Here is an 18999-nt window from a genome sequence, read left to right on the forward strand (position 1 = left end):
GGAACGCGATGTCCACTGCCACCTCCTGCACCAGTGAAGCCAGCACCACGGCCCAGCCGATCCAGATCCACCGCCCCCGCGCGGCGGAGCCGGCCGGCCCCCAGCGTTGGTCGGTGGCCGACATCGAGGCCCTGTTCAACCTGCCGCTGACCGAGCTGATCTTCCGCGCCCAGACGGTGCACCGCGAGCACTTCGACCCGGCCGAGATCGAGTTGGCCACCCTGCTGTCGATCAAGACCGGTGGCTGCCCCGAGGACTGCGGATACTGCCCGCAGTCGGTGCACTACGACACCGGCGTCGATGCCACCAAGCTGATGGAAGTCGACGCGGTGCGCGAGGCCGCCCTGGCCGCCAAGAACGCCGGCGCCACCCGCTTCTGCATGGGCGCCGCCTGGCGCGCCCCCAAGGACCGGGATGTGGAGAAGGTGGCCGAGCTGGTGCGCGAGGTGAAGTCGCTGGGCCTGGAGGCCTGCTGCACCCTGGGCATGCTGACCGAGAACCAGGCCCAGGAGCTCAAGAAGGCCGGCCTGGACTACTACAACCACAACCTGGACACCGCGCCGGAGACCTACGGCAAGATCATCTCCACCCGCGACTACCAGGACCGCCTGGAGACGCTGGAGCATGTGCGCAATGCCGGCGTGTCCGTGTGCTGCGGCGGCATCGTCGGCATGGGCGAAAGCCGCACCGAGCGCGCCGGCCTGGTGGCCCAGCTGGCCAACATGGACCCGTACCCCGATTCGGTGCCCATCAACGAGCTGGTGCAGGTTGAAGGCACGCCGCTGCACGGCACCGAGAAGCTGGACCCCTTCGAGTTCGTGCGCACCATCGCGGTGGCGCGCATCACCATGCCCACCGCTCGCGTGCGCCTGTCGGCCGGCCGCCGCGGCCTGGGTGAAGGCGTGCAGGCCCTGTGCTTCCTGGCCGGCGCCAACTCCATCTTCTACGGCGACAAGCTGCTGACCACCGGCAACCCCGAGGCCGACGACGACCGGGCGCTCATCTCGCGCCTGGGCCTGAAGGTCAAGCACGTGATGGGCTGATCGTCTTTCACCGTCTATCTGGCCGCCTGCGGGCGGCCTTTTACATGGCCGGGATCCAAACATGAGTCGCAACACCGAATGGCATGACCGCAGCCTGGCCGCGGTCTGGCACCCCTGCACCCAGATGAAGGCCCATGCGGCCGAGGGCGCGCAGCTGCCGCTGGTCCCCGTCGCCCGGGCCGAGGGCCTGTGGCTCTACGACCATGACGGCGGCCGCCTGCTCGACGGCATCAGCTCCTGGTGGGTCAACCTCTTCGGCCATGGCCATCCGGCCATCCGCGACGCGCTGATCGACCAGCTGCACCGGCTGGACCATGTGATGCTGGCCGGCTTCACCCATGCGCCGGTGGTGGAGCTTTCCGAGCGCCTGTCGGCCCTGACCGGCCTGGGCCATGCCTTCTACGGCAGCGACGGGGCTTCGGCCACCGAGATCGCGCTGAAGATGAGCGCGCACTTCTGGCGCAACCAGGGCCGCCCCGCCAAGAACCGCTTCATCGGTCTGGCCGGCGGCTACCACGGCGAAACAGTGGGCGCACTGGCGGTGACCGACATCGCGCTGTTCCGCGAATCCTATGCGCCGCTGGTGCGCCTGGCCGCCACCGTGCCCAGCCCCGACGCCCGCCTGGCCCAGCCCGGCGAGACGGCCGAGGACGTGGCCAACCGTGCGGCCGATGCGCTGGCCGACTGGTTGGCCGAGCATGCCGACGAGACGGCCGCGCTCATCCTGGAGCCGCTGGTGCAATGCGCCACCGGCATGGCCATGCACCATCCGCGCTACCTGCAGCGGGTGCGCGCGCTGTGCGATGCGCACGAGGTGCATCTGGTGGCCGACGAGATCGCGGTGGGCTTCGGCCGCACCGGCAGCTGGTTCGCCCACCAGCAGGCCGGTATCCGGCCCGACTTCATCTGCCTGTCCAAGGGCTTGACCGGCGGCACGCTGCCGCTGTCGGCGGTGCTGACGACCGACGCGGTCTATGCCGCCTTCTACGACGACCAGGTGGCCCGCGGCTTCCTGCACTCGCACAGCTACACCGGCAACCCGCTGGCCTGCCGCGCCGCGCTGGCCGCCACCGAGCTGCTGGCCCAGCTGGACCCGGTCAAGGTCAGCGAGGTCAGCGGCGCGCGCCTGTGGCGCCAGTTCGAGGGCCTGAGCCAGCACCCGCGGGTGCGCTTTGCCCGCCGGCAGGGGATGATCTTCGCCTGGGACGTGGCCACCAGCCTGCCGGATTTCGCCCGCCGCTTCGCCCGCCACGCGCTGGCCCAGGGCGTGCTGCTGCGCCCCATCGGCAACACCGTCTATGCCATGCCGCCGCTGGTCATCAGCGAGACGGAAGGCGAGTTCCTGGCCCAGGCCGCCCTGGCCGCGCTCAACGCCACGCTGGCCGAAGAGACCGGCGGTGCACCCAGCACCCTGGGCGTGGTCGACGGCGTCTGAGACTCTGAGAAGAAACCATGTTCAAAGGCTGTTTCGTCACCGGCACCGACACCGGCATTGGCAAGACCCTGGGCAGCTGCGTGCTGCTGACCGCGCTGGCGCGCCACCACGCCAAGGTGGTGGGCATGAAGCCCATCGCCTCGGGCCTGATCCCGCACGAGGGCGGCTGGGCCAGCGAGGACGCGCTGGCGCTGCGCGCCGCCTCCACGCTGAAGGTGCCGCCCGAGCTGGACAACCCCATCTCGCTGCCCGATCCGCTCTCGCCCCATCTGGCGGCCGCGCGGGCCGGCCGGCGCATCGAGCTGTCCTTCCTGGTCGAGCGTTACCAGACCCTGGCGGCCCAGGCCGACGTGGTGGTGGTGGAAGGGGCGGGCGGCTGGTACGTGCCGCTCAACGAGCAGCACATGATGTCCGACCTGGCCGCCGCGCTGGGCCTGCCGGTGGTGCTGGTGGTGGGCCTGCGCCTGGGCTGCCTGAACCACGCGGCGCTCAGCGCCGAGGCCATCCAGGCCCGCGGGCTGACCCTGGCCGGCTGGGTGGCCAACCGGATGGACCCGGACATGGCCTGCCAGGAGGAGAATCTGGCCTGGTTGAAGACCCACATGACCGGGCGTGGCGTGCCTTTGCTGGCCGACATTCCCTGGCAGGCCCAGCCCGACCCGGCACGGGCCACCGTGACACTGCCGACCGACTGGACCTGAAGATCCGGCGTGCGCGGCCAGGGAGTGATGCGATGAGTTGGCTCGACGAGTTTTCCCACCGCCTGAACGAGCTGGAGGCCCAGCACCTGCTGCGCCAGCGGCGGGTGGTCACGCCGCTGCCCGGCGCTCTGATGCGGGTGGACGGCCAGGCCATGCTGGCCTTCTGCAGCAACGACTACCTTGGTCTGGCGGCCGATGCCTCGCTGGCCGAGGCGGTGCAGCAGGCCCTGCCGCACTACGGCGTTGGTTCCGGCGCCTCGCCCATGGTCAGCGGGCACACCGCGGCCAATGCCGCGCTGGAGGAGGAGCTGGCGGACTTCGTGCAGCTGCCGCGGGCGCTCTACTTTTACGCGGGCTTTGCCACCAACGTGGGGGTCATTCCGGCCCTGGTGGGCCTGGGTGACGAGATCTTCGCGGACCGGCTGAACCATGCCAGCCTGATCGACGGCTCGCTGCTGTCGCGGGCCCGCATGCAGCGCTACCGCCACGCCGATCTGGACCACCTGACCCAGATGCTCCAGGCCAGCGAGGCCAAGCGCAAGCTGATCATCAGCGACGCCGTGTTCAGCATGGATGGCGATGTGGCCGACATCCCCGGCCTGCTGGCGCTGGCCGAGGAGCACGATGCCCTGCTGCTGCTGGACGATGCCCATGGCCTGGGCGTGATGGGCCCGCAAGGCCGCGGCGCCTTGGCGGCCGCCGGCCTGACCGGCGCCAACGCCTCGCGCCGCATCCTCTACATGAGCACGCTGAGCAAGGCGGTGGGTGTGGCCGGCGGTTTTGTGGCGGGCGATGCCACGCTGGTGGAATGGGTGCTGCAGAAGGCCCGCAGCTACACCTTCGCCACCGCGGCGCCGGCCCTCCTGGCCGAGGCCATCCGCCCCGCGTTGCGCCGCATCGCCCAGGGCGATGCACTGCGCGATCAGCTGCATGCCCGCATCCTCCAGCTGCGCCGGGGGCTCACACCGGCGGCCGATTCGCCCATGGCCAGCCTGGGCTGGTCGCTGATGCCCTCGGACACCGCGATCCAGCCCCTGGTGGTGGGGCAGAACGCGGTGGCCCTGGCCCTGACCGATGCGCTGCGCCAACGCGGCCTGTGGGTGCCGGCCATCCGTCCGCCCACGGTGCCGGTGGGCACTGCCCGCTTGCGCATCGCGCTCTCGGCGGCGCACACCGAGGCCGACGTCGATCGCCTGCTCGAGGCCCTGCACGCGCTGGCGGCCGAGCAATTCCAGGCGGTGCTGCGGGCCGACTGAGCCTGCGCGCTCAGCCCTTCACCGGCTTCAAGATCACCAGGGCGCGGCGCAGGCTGGCCGCGCTGGGCTTGTCCACGAACACGCAGCGCTTGCCGGTGCGTTTGCAGTGGTCCTTCACCCGCCAGTAGGCGTCGTGGCTGATGCAGCCGGTCTGGCAGATCACCAGGTCGGCCGCGGCCAGCGTGCTGTCCAGGCGGGCGATGTGGTCCTGCTCGCCGCCATCGTGGTGCATGAAGCGGGCGCCCACCTCCTCGATCAGTCGGCGGTAGGCCGGCACGCTGGCCGGGCGCCCGCCCACGCACAGCACGGCCCGCTCGCCCAGTACCTCGCCGGTGGCCGGCGCCTGCGGGCCGGGGGCGTCCTGGGGCTCGACGCTGGGAGTCTGATCGTCCGGCGGCTCGGTCTGGGTCTGGCGCAGGCGCTCCATTTCCAGGGTCTGCTGGGTGCGCAGCAGCGCGCGCTCCAGGTCCTGGATGCGTCCCAGCTGCCGGGCCAGTTGCTCGTTCAGGGCCTGACGGCCGCGCAGATCGGGGATGCTGGCCTCCAGGGCGGCCAGGTCTTCGCGCAGGCAGGCCACCAGCGTGTCCCGACCGACCAGGGCGGCCCGGGCCAGCACCAGCTCGGACTGCGTGCGCTCGAGCTTCTGCGCCTGCTCGCGGGCCTGCCGCGTGCATCGCTCCTGCACGCGGGCCAGCTCATTGGCCAGCACCCGGTTCTCGTCGAGCAGGCTGTCCAGGCGGGCCAGGTCGGCGCGGTTGGCTGCGCCGGCCTGGTGCTGCAGCAGATGGATGTCCTGCAGCACGCGTTCCTCCAGCAGCGCGTCGCAGCGCGAATGCGTCAGCGTGGCCCACAGGGCGCCCGGCACGCTGTCGCCCTGGCGCTGCTGCTGCCACCACCCGGCAAGGGCCTCGGTGGTCTTGAGCTTGAGGCTCTGGCGCACGGTCAGCAGGTAGCGCCGGTCCAGCTCCTTCTGCACGGCCTCGGCCATGGGGTTGCGTTGCCGGCAGTCGCTGTTCACGCCGCAGTGCAGCTCGTAGTCCGTGGCCAGGGCCTGGCCGCCCAGCACCTTGTCGGCCAGGCGCCGCACCACGGGCAGGGGCAGGCACACGCCGATCACCGGGCAGTGGGCATGGGCCCCCAACTCCCAGATGCGTCGGCGCCGCGAGCCCAGCCGCTCGGGGATCAGCGGCGTGGCCGGGCGGCAGCAGGCATCGCCATCCGGGCCGGGGCCGGCGACCGGGCTCAGTGGACGGGGGGACAGGAGGTTCATCGCGGTCTCCTCAGGCGTGCAGATCGGCCACCAGGCGCTGCCAGCAGCAGCGTTGGGCCGGGGTGTCGATCGGGTGCAGGGTCAGCAGGGGGCGCCCCTGGCGGTCGGTGCATTCCAGCCAGGTGCGCACGCCGCCTGGCGTGGTGTCGTTGCGCAGCAGGATGTCGCCGATCGCCGGGTCTTCCCAGCTCAGCTGCTTCTGGCCGCAGACGGTTCGTGCGAGCTGCCGTCCCTGCGCCTGGACCGGGGGGCGCCAGGCCCCTGTGAGGCTCAGCTGCGCGGGCGAGCCCGCGGAGCGAACCGTCAGCGACAGGCCTTGCAGGTGGGCGGCGTGCAGCACATCGGCCAGCAGCAGGTCTTCCATCACCTTGGCGCCTTGCCGGCCGTGCGGGCTCAGTTCGGTGGCTGGGGCAGGGGGCGGGAGGGTCTTGAACTGGGGCCTCAGGCAGGGGTCACCCCAGCGGGCCAGCAGGCGTGCCAGCCGGTCCGGGTCGGCATCCAGGGGCCATTGGACGGTCAGCAGGGGCAGGCCTTTGACATCGAAGAGGGCCAGGCGGTGCTGGCGGTGTCCCGAAGGGGCCGGGGTCTGCACCACATAGGCCCAGCCCCAGGCCTCGATGCCGGCATCGAGCGCCATGCCTTCGGCCCGCAGCGTGCCGGGGCGCTCTGGCGCGACAGTGGCCTCGCCCAGGTAGCTCAGGCCGCTGCGACCCAGGCCGACCTGCCAGCTCAGCGGGCCCTGCAGGCTGAGGGCACGCAACAGGGAGCCCCAGTGCGGCAGCAGCCGCCACACCCTCAGGCCCTCGCCCGCGGGCCAGGCGCCCACCTGCAGGTCCAGGGCCAGAGGGTTCCAGGCGGAAGGGTTCACCGCGTGGGATGGAGGGGACGAACACCGTTCGGCGACGTTCAGCATGGCAGCTCCTCAGGCGAAGAAGCGCACGGGCTGGCAGTGGGCTGGCGGTGTGCGTGAAGCGAGACGGGCGCTGAACTCAGACCCGTTCGCACGGACGGCAGACAGAAAAGGGGGCGAGTCGAGGGGGGCTGGGAATGGGGGGATGTGGCCGGTCAGCGGCGCGCCATCACTTGGTCAGGATCAGCTTGCCCAGGGCCGTGAGCCGGAGTCGATACACCTGGTCGCCATGGTGGATCTCCGCCTGCTCGGCCTGGCCCAGCAGGGTGCGGCTGTCCCACTGGGGGCAGGTGCTGGAGGCCGGACGGGGTGCCGCGCATGCCTCGTCCGGGGCTGGTGTTGGGAGAGGGGGGGGTGGCATGCGAGAGGACATGGAAGCATCGTAATGCGAATGATTCGCATTGAATAATAAACCATGCCGATCATGTGGGCATAGGGTGTGTACCGGGTTGTTGTTGCAACTGATTCTCATTAACATGCGCGAGTTCCCCAGCCAGCCAAAGCCAGCCCGGGTGGTCGTTTGGTGTCGGCAGGGGTGGGTCATGTCCTGGACCACCGTGTCGGCGCGTGTTGTTCCAGCCATTTCCCATGCAAACACGTTCACGCTTCGCCCGCTCTGCGCCTGTCCCCGTGGCGCTGGCCATCGCCTTGCAATTCGGCCCGCCCGTGGCCCGTGCCCAGTCGGCAGCCGTGCCGGCTTCGGCCGCCAGCGCCCCGGTGGCCACCGACACCACCCTGCCCACCGTGACGGTCACCGGCGAGGCGCAGGGGCCGGATGCCCCGGCCGGCCGCCGACGCAGCGATTCCGCCCTGGGTCTGGACCTGTCGGTGCGCGAGACGCCTCAGTCGATCTCCGTCATCACCCGCAACCAGCTGGATGACTTCCATCTCAGCAACGTGAACGCAGCCCTGGCCAGCGCCACCGGCATCAACGTGGAGAAGGTGGAGACCGACCGCACCTACTACACGGCCCGCGGCTTCGACATCACGAACTTCCAGCTCGATGGCGTGGGGCTGCCCATGACCTTCGGGCTGCAGAACGGCGACCTGGACACCGCGATGTTCGAGCGCATCGATGTGATCCACGGGGCGGCCGGTCTGCTGACTGCCACCGGCAATCCGTCGGCGACGGTGAACTTCGTGCGCAAGCGCCCCACCGCGGCCTTCCAGGCCAGCGTCGGGCTGACCGCAGGTTCCTGGAACGATGTGCGTCTGGACGCCGATGTCTCCACCCCGCTGACGGCCGATGGTCGTGTGCGCGGCCGCGTGGTGGTGGCCGGCGAGGACAGCGACTCCTACCTGGACCGCTATCACCTCCGCAAGGGGGTGGCCTATGGCGTGGTGGAGGCCGATATCGGACCCAGCACGCTGTTGACGGCGGGCTTCTCACGCCAGAACAACCGGCCCACCGGCGTGATGTGGGGGGCGCTGCCGCTGAACTACACCGATGGCAGCCGGACGAATTACGCCCGCTCCACCAGCACCTCCCCGGACTGGACCTACTGGAACACCGACACCTCGATCGGCTTTCTGACGCTGAACCACCAGTTCGACAATGGCTGGACGGCTCAGCTGCAGGCCACCCACAAGGATGACCAGCAGCGGGGGCGCATGGTCTATGTCTACGGCACGCCGGACAGGAGCACCGGCGACGGACTCTCGATCTGGCCGTCCACCTACACCGATGTGGCCAGTCAGAACCTGGTGGATGCGCGCGCGCACGGCGCTTTCGAGCTGTTCGGTCGCCAGCACCAGCTCATCGTGGGCGCCCTGGCCGCCCGGGCCGGCACGCGCGAGCAGTCCTACAACGGCGACACGCTGGGCGCTGCTCTGCCGGAGGACCTGGCCACCTGGGATGGCAGCCTGACCATTCCTTCCTTCGACAGCGACGGTGGCAGCAGCCGCATCGTGGACAAGCAGCGCAGCGTCTACCTGGCGGCGCACTGGCGCCTGCGGGACGACCTCGCCCTGATCACCGGCCTGAACCACACCGAGGCCGAATCGACCGGTGAGAGCTACGGCGCCTCCAGCGCGCGCAAGAACAGCCGTCTGAGTCCCCATGTGGGCGCGATGTGGGACCTCAGCCCGCGGGTGTCGGCCTATGCCTCGCACACGGCGCTGTTCACGCCCCAGTCTCAGCAGGACGCGCAACGGCAGCGCCTGGCGCCGGCCACCGGCACCAGCGACGAGCTGGGGCTGAAGACCGATGGGCTGGACAAGCGGCTGATGGCCACGGTGGCGGTCTTCCGCTCCCGCCAGCAGAACCTGGCGTCCTACGTGGGCGTGGACAGCCAGGGCAACTCCATCTACCAGGGCGCTGACTTCAAGTCCCAGGGCGTCGAGCTTGAGTTGATGGGCGAGCTGCTGCCCGGTTGGTCGGTCAATGCCGGCTACACCCAACTGGCCATCCATGACGAGGCAGGCGAGCCCGCGCGCCGCTTCACGCCGCGCCAGCGCCTGCAGTTCAACACCACCTGGCAGGTGGCGCAGTTGCCGGGCCTGAAGCTGGGGGCCCAGCTCAACTGGCGCTCGTCGATCCACAGCGACGATGTGGACGCGGGCGAGCCCGGCCTGCTGCTGGTGGACCTGATGGCCCGCTACCAGCTCAGCAGGCAATGGTCGGTGAGCGCGCAGGTCAACAACCTGACCGATCGGAAGTATCTGACCAGCCTGTACTGGACCCAGAGCTACTACGCGGCGCCCCGCAACTACAGCGTGTCGCTGAACTGGACCTATTGATCGGGCGGGGAAACAAGCCATGCGTGCCCTGTTCGTGCGTCTGCACCGCTGGTTCGGCCTGACGGCGGCCGTGTTCCTGTTCGTGGCGGGGGCCACCGGCGCCGTCATTTCCTGGGACCACGAGCTCGACGCCTGGCTCAACCCGCAGCTCTTCGAGGCCCGCAGCACCGGCTCGCCCCTGCCCGTGGCGGAGCTGGTGCGGCGGGCCGAAGCCGCCGACCCGCGGGCCTGGGTGCGCTACCACGCGCTGGCGGTGGAGCCGGGCCACACCTTCCTGGTGTACATGGAACCCCGGGTGGACCCGTCCACCGGACAGCCCTACGCCCTGGACTACAACCAGGTGGCGCTGGATCCGGTGACCGGCCAGGTGCAGGCCCGCCGGCTCTGGGGCGCCATCTCCCTGTCGCGGGAGAACCTGCTGCCCTTCCTCTACAAGCTGCACTACTCGATGCACCTGCCGGAGCGCGGTGGCGTCGAATGGGGTGTGTGGCTGATGGGCCTGATCGCGCTGGCCTGGGTGCTGGACACGCTGATCGCGCTGTGGATCTCCTTCCCCCATCTGCCGCAATGGCGTCGTTCCTTCGCTTTCCGCTGGTCCGCCGGCGGCCATCGGCGGGTCTTCGACCTGCACCGCTCCGGCGGCGTCTGGCTGTTCGCCCTGGTGCTGATGCTGGCCGTGACCTCGGTGGCGATGAACCTCAACACCCAGGTCATGCGGCCGGTGGTGTCCTGGTTCTCCGCGCTCAGTCCTTCTCCCTTTGCCAGCCGCACGCCGCTGGCGCCGGCCCAGGCCAGCGAGCCGGCGGTGGACCGCTGGACGGTGATCGCCCGGGCCGAGGCCGAGGCACGACACCGCGGCTGGACGGACCCACCGGGCGCGGTCTTCCTGGCCAAGGACTACGGGGTGTGGGGCGTGGGTTTCTTCCCGCCCGGCCTGGACCATGGTGACGGTGGCCTGGGCAATCCCTGGCTGTACTTCGACGCCCAGACCGGTGCGCCAGCCGGGGCGGACATCCCGGGCACCGGCAGCGCCGGCGACATCTTCCTGCAGAGCATGTTCCCGCTGCATTCGGGCCGCATCCTGGGGCTGCCGGGGCGGGTGCTCATCTCGGCCATGGGCCTGATGGTCGCGATGCTCAGTGTCACCGGGGTGCTGATCTGGGCCCGCAAGCGGCGGGCGCGCCGGCAGGCGGAGCCGACGCGGGGGCCGGCCCCGCTCGCCAGCCGACCCCGACTTGCGCAGAATGGGGCCCTTCCACGCCGCAGGAGAACGCCATGAAGGGCGATGCCAAGGTCATCGAGTACCTCAATGCCCAGCTCAAGAACGAGCTGACCGCCATCAACCAGTACTTCCTGCATGCCCGCATGCTGAAGAACTGGGGCCTGATGCGGCTGGCCAAGCACGAGTACGAGGAATCGATCGAGGAGATGAAGCACGCCGACAAGCTGATCGAACGTGTGCTGATGCTCGAAGGCCTGCCCAACCTGCAGGACCTGGGCAAGCTCTACATCGGCGAGAACGCGGTCGAGGTGCTGCACTGCGACCTGAAGATCGAGATGCAGTCGCACCCGCTGCTCAAGGACGCGATCGCCCACTGCGAGAGCGTGCGCGACTTCGTCTCGCGCGACATCCTGCTGGAGATCCTGGACGACACCGAGGACCACATCGACCACCTGGAGACCGAGATCGGTCTGGTGGCCCAGGTGGGCGAGCAGAACTGGCTGCAGACCCAGATCGGCGAGGGCGGGGCCTCCTGAGCCTGCCGGGTCGGCCCGGGTGGGTCGGCCCAAGCCCCCAACTTCCGTATGGGAGTTGAGAAGTATTCGCATTTGCAATATGCTGGGCGCACTGTCCCATCCCAATCCGTGTGCGCCCATGATCGTCTGCCTCTGCAACCGCGTCAGCGACCGTGACATCCGCCATGCCGTCCAAGTGGAGGGCGTGCGCGACTTCGAGCAACTCAAGGACTGGACGCAGGCCGCCTCCTGCTGCGGCTGCTGCCACGATTGCGCGCGCGAGGTCTTCGAGGAGGCCTGCGCCGCGGCTCCGGCGAACGAGTCCTCGGTGGCGCCCGTCATCCTGATGGCCCGGGCCTGAGCACCGGGCCATCGCCTCAGGCCTGCACCAGCAGGCCTTTGCGTTCGATGAACTGCACCACCTGATCCAGACCCTCCCGGGTCTTCAGGTTGGTCATCACGAAGGGCCGGTTGGGGCGCATGCGCCGCGTGTCGGCCTCCATCACGGCCAGATCGGCGCCCACATGCGGCGCCAGGTCGGTCTTGTTGATCACGAAGAGGTCGCTCTTGGTGATGCCCGGGCCGCCCTTGCGGGGGATCTTCTCGCCCGCGGCCACGTCGATCACGTAGATCGTCAGGTCCGACAGTTCGGGGCTGAAGGTGGCGGCCAGGTTGTCACCCCCGGACTCGATGAAGACGATGTCGGCGTCCGGGTACTTGTCGAGCATGCGGTCCACCGCCTCCAGATTGATGGAGGCGTCCTCGCGGATGGCCGTGTGGGGGCAGCCGCCCGTTTCCACGCCCATGATGCGCTCGGGCTCCAGCGCCCCGGCCACGGTCAGCAGACGCTGGTCTTCCTTGGTGTAGATGTCGTTGGTCACCACCACCAGGTCCCAGCGCTCGCGCATCGTTTTGCACAGCATTTCCACCAGGGTGGTCTTGCCCGAACCCACCGGTCCACCCACGCCCACACGCAGCGGGGGCAGGGGTTTGGTACGGCGGGCGGGTGGCGTGGTCATGGTCATCGTGTCGGCTCGGCAAAGTGGTTCGGCAAAACTGCCCGACATGATGGCATGCACGTGGCGTGCCGGCCCCGGGGGCCCCCAGGGCGGTTCCGGGCGCACGATGGTTGCGGTCCCGTCGGTCATGTGTCGATGGACTTCACATCTCGAATTCTTTTGGAAATAAATATCGGCGAGCGTGAAGAAATATGTCGAGCTTGTCATGTGTTTTGAACTCATGGCAACCTCATCGACATATTTCTTGATTCTTGCTGGCCATGTCGAAAGGGTAATTCACGAGGGTGGATAAATAGGGTTCATCGGGGGTTTATCGACCCAAACCACCCGGGGTCGTATTCCTACGATGACGACACCTTCAACTGAACCCATGGAGCCTCTCATGGACAGCATCAGCTCTACCTCGTACGCCAACCGCCCCGGCACCTACGAGCTCAATGCCAAGGAATTCGGTCCCGTCGTGGCCAATACCATCGGGGTGGCTCAAACCGTGGGCAAAACGGTGGGCAATGCCGCAAGCGCCACGGTGTCCTTCAGCGACAAGGCGCTCAGTGCGCTGGGAAAGGATATTTCCGATGCAGCCAACGGCGTTGAGAATTTCTTCAGCGAGGCGGGGAGTTATCTCGAGAACGCCGGAAACAGCGTGATTCACACCGCGGAGAAAGCGGTGAATTACGTCGAGGACGCCGCCAGCACGGTGAAGAACACAGTGAATTCGGCGGCCGACTCCGTGGTCCATGCCGTGGAGTCGGGCGTCGATGCCGTGGAATCGGGGGTCGATGGCGTGGAGTCGGTCCTGGGCAAGGTCAGCGACGGGGTGGCCTCGGCGGCCCAGTCGGTCGGCAGCTATGTAGGGCTGGGCGTGGCCTCGGCCACCAATGCCCTGAAGTCCCTGGCCTGAATCCCCCCGAGTCACCCGTCTGCAAGGAGACCCCCGTGCGCGCGTCCTTCTGGTGTTCCGTCGGCCTGCTCCTGCCCCTGGCCCTGCTGCAGTCGGGCTGCTCCGTCTTCAGTGCCGAGCCGCTGTGGGAACTGGCCAAGGCCGGCGGTGCCCTGGTGCAGGGTGCCGTCACCGAGGTGGGGCCCAGCCAGGCGCGCGACACGGTGGTCTATGCGCACGGCCCCATTCAGCGGCTGTGCGTGGAATACAACCGCAGCAGCCAGGCCGCGGACCTGCTGCCGGCCCTGGTGGCCGAACTGCAGGCCCAGCACATCGAGAGCCGCGTCTACGAGGCCGGTGGCCGCAACGACCAATGCGATATCTGGCTGCGCTACACCGCCTCCATCCAGTGGGCCGTGCCGCCCGCTGGCAGTGACTACCGGCCCTACCTGGACCGCGCCACCCTGGTGCTCAACGGCGCTGATGGTCGTGTGCTGGCCACCAGCAGCTTCGTGCTCGACGACGGCCTGATGTCCATGGGGCGCTGGGCCAGCACCCGCGACAAGCTCGCCCCCGCAGTGAAGGCCCTGATCGGCCCGCCGCCGCAGGCACGGGCCAGTTGATCCGGGCTGAACGCCCCCGCCTCTCACCGATTTCCTCCAAGGAGCCGACATGATCCCCCGCCGCACCGTCCCCCTCGCATTCCTGCCGGCGCTGTACGCACTGGCCGCGTTGACGACGGGCTGCTCATCCCAGCCGGTGGTGCAGGCGCCGCTGTACGTGCCGCCCAACCCGCCGCAGATGCTGGTCGAGCGCAGCAACAACGGTGCGATCTACCAGGCGGCCTTCGCCTCGGGTTCGCTGTTTTCCAGTGCTCGCCGGCCGGTGAACATCGGTGACGTGGTCAAGGTCAACATCGACGAGACCGTCAAGGCCAGCCGCAAGCTGACCACCGACACCAGCCGCCAGAACGCGGTGGCCGACAAGGGCCCTGGCAACTCCCGCTCAGGCAGCAAGCTGATCGACTTCTTCGGCAACATCGACGCCTCGGCCTCCGGCAGCGACAGCTACAAGGGCTCGGGCGCCACCGACAACAACAGCAGCTTCAGCGGCCAGATCGCGGCCACCGTCATCAACGTGCTGCCCAACGGGCATCTGCTGGTGGCCGGCGAGCGCCGCATCGGGCTCAACGGGGGCCTGAGCGCCCTGCGCTTCTCGGGCGTGATCGATCCGCAGGACATCAAGGCCGGCAATGTCATCGCCTCGGCCGACGTGGTGAACGCCCGTTTCGAACTGGCCGGCGAGGGCGACGTCTCCGATGCCGCCAGCCGCAACTGGCTGCAGAGGCTGCTGACCAACCAGATGAGCGTCTGGTGACCCCGCGCCGCGCCGGCCACCTTCGCGAAAGGACTGCGCCATGTGTTCCACCCGCCTGCAACTCGCCCGCCTCGCCGCCCTGCTGGGGCTGTGCGCTGGCCTGCTGACGCCACCCCTGGCGCGGGCCGCCACGCTCGAAGGCGTGGCCCTGGAAGACGCCGTGCAGGTGGCAGGCCGACGGCTGCAATTGCATGGTGCCGGTGTCAGCCGTTCCTGGCTGCTGCGGGTCTATGCCATTGCACTCTACCTGCCCGAGCACAGCGCCTCCCTCGCCGAAGTCCGTCAGACCGAAGGTCCGCGGCGCATTGCCATCGCGCTGATGCGCGATGTGAGCGCCGAAGACTTCCGCAGCGCCATCACCGACCAGCTCAGCAGCGATGAAGCCGGGGTGGACCGCACCGCCCTGCAGGGCCCGGCCCGCCAACTGGTGCAGGCGGTGGCACGCCGCCCGCAGGGGCTGCGCAAGGGCGATTTGCTCACCCTGGACTGGGTGCCGGGCACCGGCACGGTGGTCGAGCTGAACCACCAGCCCTTCATCGAGCCGGTGCGGGGGCGGGCCTTCTACGACGCCCTGCTGGGCGTCTGGCTTGGCGAGCAGGTCAGCGACACCTCGCTGCGTGCCCAGCTCCTGGGGGCTCCGGCCTCCCAGCGGGTGGTCTCGCGCAACTGAATTCCGGTTTCTCCATCGACGTCACTCCCTCTGCCATGGCCATGCCACCGAACCTTCTCTTTCGACACGGACCCTGGCTGCTGCTCAGCCTCTTCGCGGCACTCGCGCTGAGCGCCTGCGGCGGGGGCGGTGACGGCAGCAGCACCGGCAGCAACACCCTGGGCGGCACCGTCAGCGGGCTCAGCACCGACGGGCTGGTGCTGGCCAACGGCAGCGACACGCTGGCGGTGGCCGCCGGTGCCACGGCCTTCACCTTCGACGAGACCATCGGCAGCCGCTACGACGTCACGGTGCAGACCCAGCCCAGCGGGCAGACCTGCCAGGTCAGCCAGGGCAGCGGCTCGGCCAGTGGCAACGTGAGCAGCGTGGCGGTGGCCTGCCGGAGCTACCGCGTCTATGTGGCCAACACCAACAGCAACACGCTGGCGCAGTTCTCCGTCGGCAGCACGGGCGCACTCAGCGCACTGAGCACGCCCACCGTTGCGGTGTCCTACATGCCCTCGGCGCTGGCCATCAACGGCGACGGCAGCCAGGCCTGGCTGAGCTACCGCGACGACGAAACCCTGTCGGTGCTGGACATCGACAGCAACGGCGCGCTGAACCTGTCCAGCGCGAGTGGCCAAGCCGCGACCTTCGGCTACGCGCTGTCGCTGTCTCCCGACGCCTCGCACCTCTATGCCGTGAACTATGGCGGCGCCAGCGTTTCGCAGTTCAGCGTCGGCAGCAGCGGTCAGCTCACGGCCCTGTCGACGGCCACCGCGGCCAGCGGCCTGGCGCCCTATGCCATGGCCATCACGCCCGACGGGGCCTACGCCTATGTGGCCAATGCCAGCGACGACACCATTTCCCAGTACGCCGTGGGCAGCAGTGGCGCCCTGACGGCCTTGAGCAAGGCCACGGTGAGCGTCTCCGGCTACGGCAGCAAGCCGCAGGGGCTGGCGATGGCGCCCGGGGGTGGCTACCTCTACGTGACCCTGGCGGGCAGCGCCAAGGTGCTGAGCTATGCGATCAACGCCGGCACGGGGGCGTTGAGCTACAGCAGCAGCCAGAGCACCGGCACCACGCCGCGGGCGATTGCACTGAGCTCGGACGGCATGCACGCCTATGTGGCCAACGCGGGCTCGGCCACGGTGTCGCAGTACCTGGTGTCGGGCGGCAGCCTCACGCCCATGGCCACCCGCACGGTGGCCACGGGGACGACGCCCTCGGGCATCGCCATCACGCCGGACAACGCGCGGCTCTATGTGAGCAACGCGGGCGATGGCACGCTGTCGCAGTTCTCGGTGGGCTCCGGCGGGGCGCTCAGCGCCTTGTCACCGGCCACGGTCAGCACCGGCGGGCTGGCGCCGGTCAGCGTGGTGGCGCGATGAGGATCGCCCATGGCTGGAAAGGGTGCGCAGGCGGGAGGCGGTGGCCTCAGGCCAGGGAGGGGGCGCCCAAGGACACCACCCCCGCCTGCGCGAACTCGTCACGCCAGCTCAGGCATTCAGACCCAGGGTCAGGGTCGCGGCATAGCCATTGCTGGTGTCACCCGACAGGGTCAGCATCTCGGTGTCCGTTCCGTCACTGAAGACGTTGTCGGCGGAGAAGCTGGTGACCGAGGTGTTCTGCCCATGCGCCACATACAGGCTGCTGGCATAGACCTCGGTGGTCACACTCTGCGGGAAGGCGAACTGGGTGGTCTTGTCCGGGGTGCCGCTGGTGTAGTTGCCATCCAGGTAGACCTCGGCGTGGATGTGCGTGATGCGGCCGGCGTACCAGCCCGGATAGACCGTGGTGAAGCTGACCTGGCCGTTGGCATCGGTCAATTGCACGCCGCGCAGGTAGGTCTCGCCCACATGGTCGCCGTTGGCGCTGGTGTTGTAGGCCGAGTATTCACCGTCCTTGTCGCAGTGCCAGATGTAGACGGCGGCGCCCTCGATGGCGGCACAGGCGTTGTTCAGATTCACCACCGTCAGGGTCAGGGTCAGCGGCAGCCCGGTGAGCACCGTGGACTCGCCGACGTTGCTGCGGATGTCGCTGCGCAGAATCCCCGACAGGGACAGCACGTCCACCGTGCTGCCATTGCTGGTGTTGGAACCATCGGCCGGATAGGGGCCACCGGTCTCGCTGGCGATCTCGGTGCTGGGGCAGGTGCTGCTGCTGGTCGAACTGCCGCTGCTGCCGGAATCGGATGAACTGCTGCCGGAGTCCGACGAGGTGCTGCCGCTGGCACTGTCACCGCCGCCGCAGCCCGCCAGAACCAGCGGCATCGACAGCGCCAAGCCGCCCGCGGACAGCCATCCCAGCGCCAGACGACGGTCGGCAGCGAGGAGGCTTGAGCGGCCTGCCTCCACGGCAGGCTGGAAGGGCGTGGCGAAGTCGTCGTCGGAGGTGTGCGATGCGTTCATGGGGTGTCCTGGGGCCACCCCGTTTCGGGTGGCGCAGGTCCGCATGGTCGTGGCAGCGTGTTGCTGTCACATTGCCGCGCGATGCACGGGCGTTGCTGCGAAGCTCAGGACCGGAACAGGCGCGAGTACTGGGCTTCGTGCTGGCCCGACAGGATGGCCAGGCCGGGCGTGAAGGCCTGCCATTGGCTTTCGGGCAGGGCCAGGGCCTGGTCCACCACATCGGGCAGGCGCTGGCTCAGCCGGGCCAGGATGCGCTGCCCCGCGCTCTGGCCCAGCGGCACCGCCTTGATCGCGGCCTGGGCCATGTTCTCGGCCCAGCCAAAGCCGTGGGCCAGCAGGGCCTCGCGCAGTGGGGCGCCGATCACCGTCACCGCCAGCCCGAAGGCCACCGGCCAGCAGGGTGCCGGGCGCAAGGCACCCAGCGCGGCCACGCGCGTGTCTTCGGGGGCGCGCTGGCGCAGCCAGTCCTGCAGAGAGCGGCCCATCTGTTCGGTCTGCTGGCGCAGCTCGCTGCTCTCGCGCGTCAGGCGCACCCAGTCGTTGAGCTCGGCCGCCCGTGCCACATCGCCCCGCTGCCAGGCCTGCGCGCTGCGGGCCACCACCGCCAGGTCGGCCCGGCCCAGGGCCAGGGTCAGCTGGTCGTCCAACCAGTCGGCGGCCAGGGCCTCGTTCGTCACCCGCCCGGCTTCGACCGCCGCCTCCAGGCCTTCGGAGTAGCTGAAGCCGCCCACCGGCAGGGCCGGTGAGGCCAGCCACATCAGCTGCAGCAGCGTGGCCGCAGGCAGGGGTGCAGGGGCGGGGCGGGCGCGGGGCATGGCTCAGTGCGAGTGACCGTGCCCGTGGTCGTGACCGTGATGTCCATGGCCATGTTCGTCATGTCCGTGCCCGTGGTCATGCCCGCAGCCGGGGCCATGCACATGGGGTGCCGGCGCCGCGGCAATGGGCACGCTCAACGGCTTGCCGCGGGGGGCTGCGGGGGCGTGGTGGTCGTGGTTGCAGCCGGGGCCGTGGACATGCCCTTGTGCATGCGCGTGCTCATGCGCGTGTTCATGCGTGTGTTCATGCGTGTGCTCATGCCCGTGGTCGTGGTGGCCGCCATGCGCATGGGCGTGACCCCCGCCGTAGGCCCCGCCCTCGGGCTCGAAGCCGGCCTGGGTTTCGGTGACGATCAGGTGCATCTGCCGCAGCATGTCGGCCAGCACATGGTCGGGTTCCAGCTTCAGGTGGTCGGGCTGGAGCTCCAAGGCCACATGGCGGTTGCCCAGGTGGTAGGCCGCGCGCAGCAGGTCGAAGGGGCTGCCGTGTTCGGCGCAGGCACGCACCTCCAGCACCGCCTGCGGGGCGGCCAGCACGCGGATCAGCGAGCCGTCCTCGGCCACCAGCACGTCGCCACCGCGCACCGTGGTGCCGCGCGGCAGGAAGACGCCCAGCGTGCGGCCGGCGGAGTCGGTGGCGTCGAAGCGGCTCTTCTGGCGCACATCCCAGTCCAGCTCGACCGTGGCGGCGCGCTTGAGCAGCACGGCGGCCAGGCCCTGGCCCCGGGGGATGAGTTTGCGGATGGTCAGCATGGGC

The 18999-nt window shown here is 69.3% G+C and carries 20 protein-coding genes; 13 read left to right on the forward strand and 7 right to left on the reverse strand.

Annotated elements, in window-relative coordinates:
- Nucleotides 1-8: 8 nt before the first annotated feature.
- From bioB to bioF, 4 genes are all read left to right on the forward strand, one after another.
- The gene (gene bioB / locus LRM40_RS05545; protein WP_151123476.1) at nt 9-1043 is read left to right on the forward strand and encodes a biotin synthase BioB; all 1035 of its coding nucleotides are present in this window, start codon (nt 9-11) and stop codon (nt 1041-1043) included.
- Nucleotides 1044-1104: 61 nt separating this feature from the next.
- Nucleotides 1105-2478, forward strand: coding sequence for an adenosylmethionine--8-amino-7-oxononanoate transaminase (gene bioA, locus LRM40_RS05550; protein ID WP_151123477.1), 1374 nt, complete (start codon nt 1105-1107; stop codon nt 2476-2478).
- A gap of 17 nt (nt 2479-2495) precedes the next feature.
- On the forward strand, nt 2496-3179 hold the full coding sequence (gene bioD, locus LRM40_RS05555; RefSeq protein WP_151123478.1) for a dethiobiotin synthase: 684 nt from the start codon (nt 2496-2498) through the stop codon (nt 3177-3179).
- 32 nt (nt 3180-3211) lie between these two features.
- Nucleotides 3212-4435 carry an 8-amino-7-oxononanoate synthase gene (gene bioF / locus LRM40_RS05560; RefSeq protein WP_151123479.1) on the forward strand — a complete coding sequence of 408 codons (1224 nt, stop codon included), beginning with the start codon at nt 3212-3214 and terminating at the stop codon, nt 4433-4435.
- Between the two features lie 10 nt (nt 4436-4445).
- Here the strand turns inward: bioF and LRM40_RS05565 are convergent, their stop codons facing one another.
- From LRM40_RS05565 to hemP, 3 genes are all read right to left on the reverse strand, one after another.
- The gene (locus tag LRM40_RS05565) at nt 4446-5705 is read right to left on the reverse strand and encodes a DUF2325 domain-containing protein (protein WP_151123480.1); all 1260 of its coding nucleotides are present in this window, start codon (nt 5703-5705) and stop codon (nt 4446-4448) included.
- Between the two features lie 10 nt (nt 5706-5715).
- Nucleotides 5716-6618 carry a hypothetical protein gene (locus LRM40_RS05570; protein ID WP_151123481.1) on the reverse strand — a complete coding sequence of 301 codons (903 nt, stop codon included), beginning with the start codon at nt 6616-6618 and terminating at the stop codon, nt 5716-5718.
- Between the two features lie 166 nt (nt 6619-6784).
- Nucleotides 6785-6988 carry a hemin uptake protein HemP gene (hemP, locus tag LRM40_RS05575; RefSeq protein ID WP_211372958.1) on the reverse strand — a complete coding sequence of 68 codons (204 nt, stop codon included), beginning with the start codon at nt 6986-6988 and terminating at the stop codon, nt 6785-6787.
- Nucleotides 6989-7203: 215 nt separating this feature from the next.
- Here hemP and LRM40_RS05580 point away from each other — a divergent pair, with 215 nt between their 5' ends.
- From LRM40_RS05580 to LRM40_RS05595, 4 genes are all read left to right on the forward strand, one after another.
- A complete protein-coding gene (locus LRM40_RS05580) occupies nt 7204-9354 on the forward strand; it encodes a TonB-dependent siderophore receptor (protein ID WP_151123483.1) in 2151 nt (716 codons plus the stop codon).
- Between the two features lie 19 nt (nt 9355-9373).
- Nucleotides 9374-10633 carry a PepSY-associated TM helix domain-containing protein gene (locus tag LRM40_RS05585; RefSeq protein ID WP_151123484.1) on the forward strand — a complete coding sequence of 420 codons (1260 nt, stop codon included), beginning with the start codon at nt 9374-9376 and terminating at the stop codon, nt 10631-10633.
- A complete protein-coding gene (gene bfr, locus LRM40_RS05590) occupies nt 10630-11112 on the forward strand; it encodes a bacterioferritin (RefSeq protein ID WP_151123485.1) in 483 nt (160 codons plus the stop codon). The genes LRM40_RS05585 and bfr overlap by 4 nt, the downstream gene beginning before the upstream one ends.
- Before the next feature lie 118 nt (nt 11113-11230).
- A complete protein-coding gene (locus tag LRM40_RS05595) occupies nt 11231-11452 on the forward strand; it encodes a (2Fe-2S)-binding protein (protein WP_026096334.1) in 222 nt (73 codons plus the stop codon).
- Between the two features lie 16 nt (nt 11453-11468).
- Here LRM40_RS05595 and ureG read toward each other — a convergent pair whose 3' ends face one another.
- On the reverse strand, nt 11469-12116 hold the full coding sequence (gene ureG, locus LRM40_RS05600) for an urease accessory protein UreG (RefSeq protein WP_151123486.1): 648 nt from the start codon (nt 12114-12116) through the stop codon (nt 11469-11471).
- A 376-nt stretch (nt 12117-12492) separates the two neighbouring features.
- Between ureG and LRM40_RS05605 the strand changes: the two genes are divergently transcribed.
- From LRM40_RS05605 to LRM40_RS05625, 5 genes are read left to right on the forward strand one after another with little or no spacing between them, the layout of a single operon-like run.
- On the forward strand, nt 12493-13011 hold the full coding sequence (locus tag LRM40_RS05605; protein ID WP_151123487.1) for a hypothetical protein: 519 nt from the start codon (nt 12493-12495) through the stop codon (nt 13009-13011).
- Between the two features lie 35 nt (nt 13012-13046).
- On the forward strand, nt 13047-13613 hold the full coding sequence (locus tag LRM40_RS05610) for a cell division protein FtsI (RefSeq protein ID WP_231067738.1): 567 nt from the start codon (nt 13047-13049) through the stop codon (nt 13611-13613).
- 49 nt (nt 13614-13662) lie between these two features.
- On the forward strand, nt 13663-14367 hold the full coding sequence (locus LRM40_RS05615) for a flagellar basal body L-ring protein FlgH (protein ID WP_231067739.1): 705 nt from the start codon (nt 13663-13665) through the stop codon (nt 14365-14367).
- A 40-nt stretch (nt 14368-14407) separates the two neighbouring features.
- Complete coding sequence (locus tag LRM40_RS05620) at nt 14408-15037, forward strand: chalcone isomerase family protein (protein WP_151123488.1); 630 nt, start codon at nt 14408-14410, stop codon at nt 15035-15037.
- Between the two features lie 41 nt (nt 15038-15078).
- Nucleotides 15079-16407 (forward strand): lactonase family protein, encoded by a 1329-nt coding sequence (locus tag LRM40_RS05625; protein WP_170288825.1) that lies wholly within the window; start codon nt 15079-15081, stop codon nt 16405-16407.
- A 108-nt stretch (nt 16408-16515) separates the two neighbouring features.
- On the opposite strand, the gene LRM40_RS21445 is transcribed toward LRM40_RS05625, so the two are convergent.
- From LRM40_RS21445 to ureE, 3 genes are all read right to left on the reverse strand, one after another.
- Nucleotides 16516-17427, reverse strand: a complete 912-nt coding sequence (locus LRM40_RS21445; RefSeq protein ID WP_151123490.1) for a dioxygenase family protein — start codon at nt 17425-17427, stop codon at nt 16516-16518.
- 104 nt (nt 17428-17531) lie between these two features.
- Nucleotides 17532-18242 carry an urease accessory protein UreF gene (locus LRM40_RS05635; protein ID WP_151123491.1) on the reverse strand — a complete coding sequence of 237 codons (711 nt, stop codon included), beginning with the start codon at nt 18240-18242 and terminating at the stop codon, nt 17532-17534.
- 3 nt (nt 18243-18245) lie between these two features.
- Nucleotides 18246-18995 (reverse strand): urease accessory protein UreE, encoded by a 750-nt coding sequence (gene ureE / locus LRM40_RS05640; protein ID WP_151123492.1) that lies wholly within the window; start codon nt 18993-18995, stop codon nt 18246-18248.
- Between the last annotated feature and the right edge of the window lie 4 nt (nt 18996-18999).

The organism is Ideonella dechloratans (assembly GCF_021049305.1).
Taxonomy (GTDB): Bacteria; Pseudomonadota; Gammaproteobacteria; order Burkholderiales; family Burkholderiaceae_C; genus Ideonella; species Ideonella dechloratans.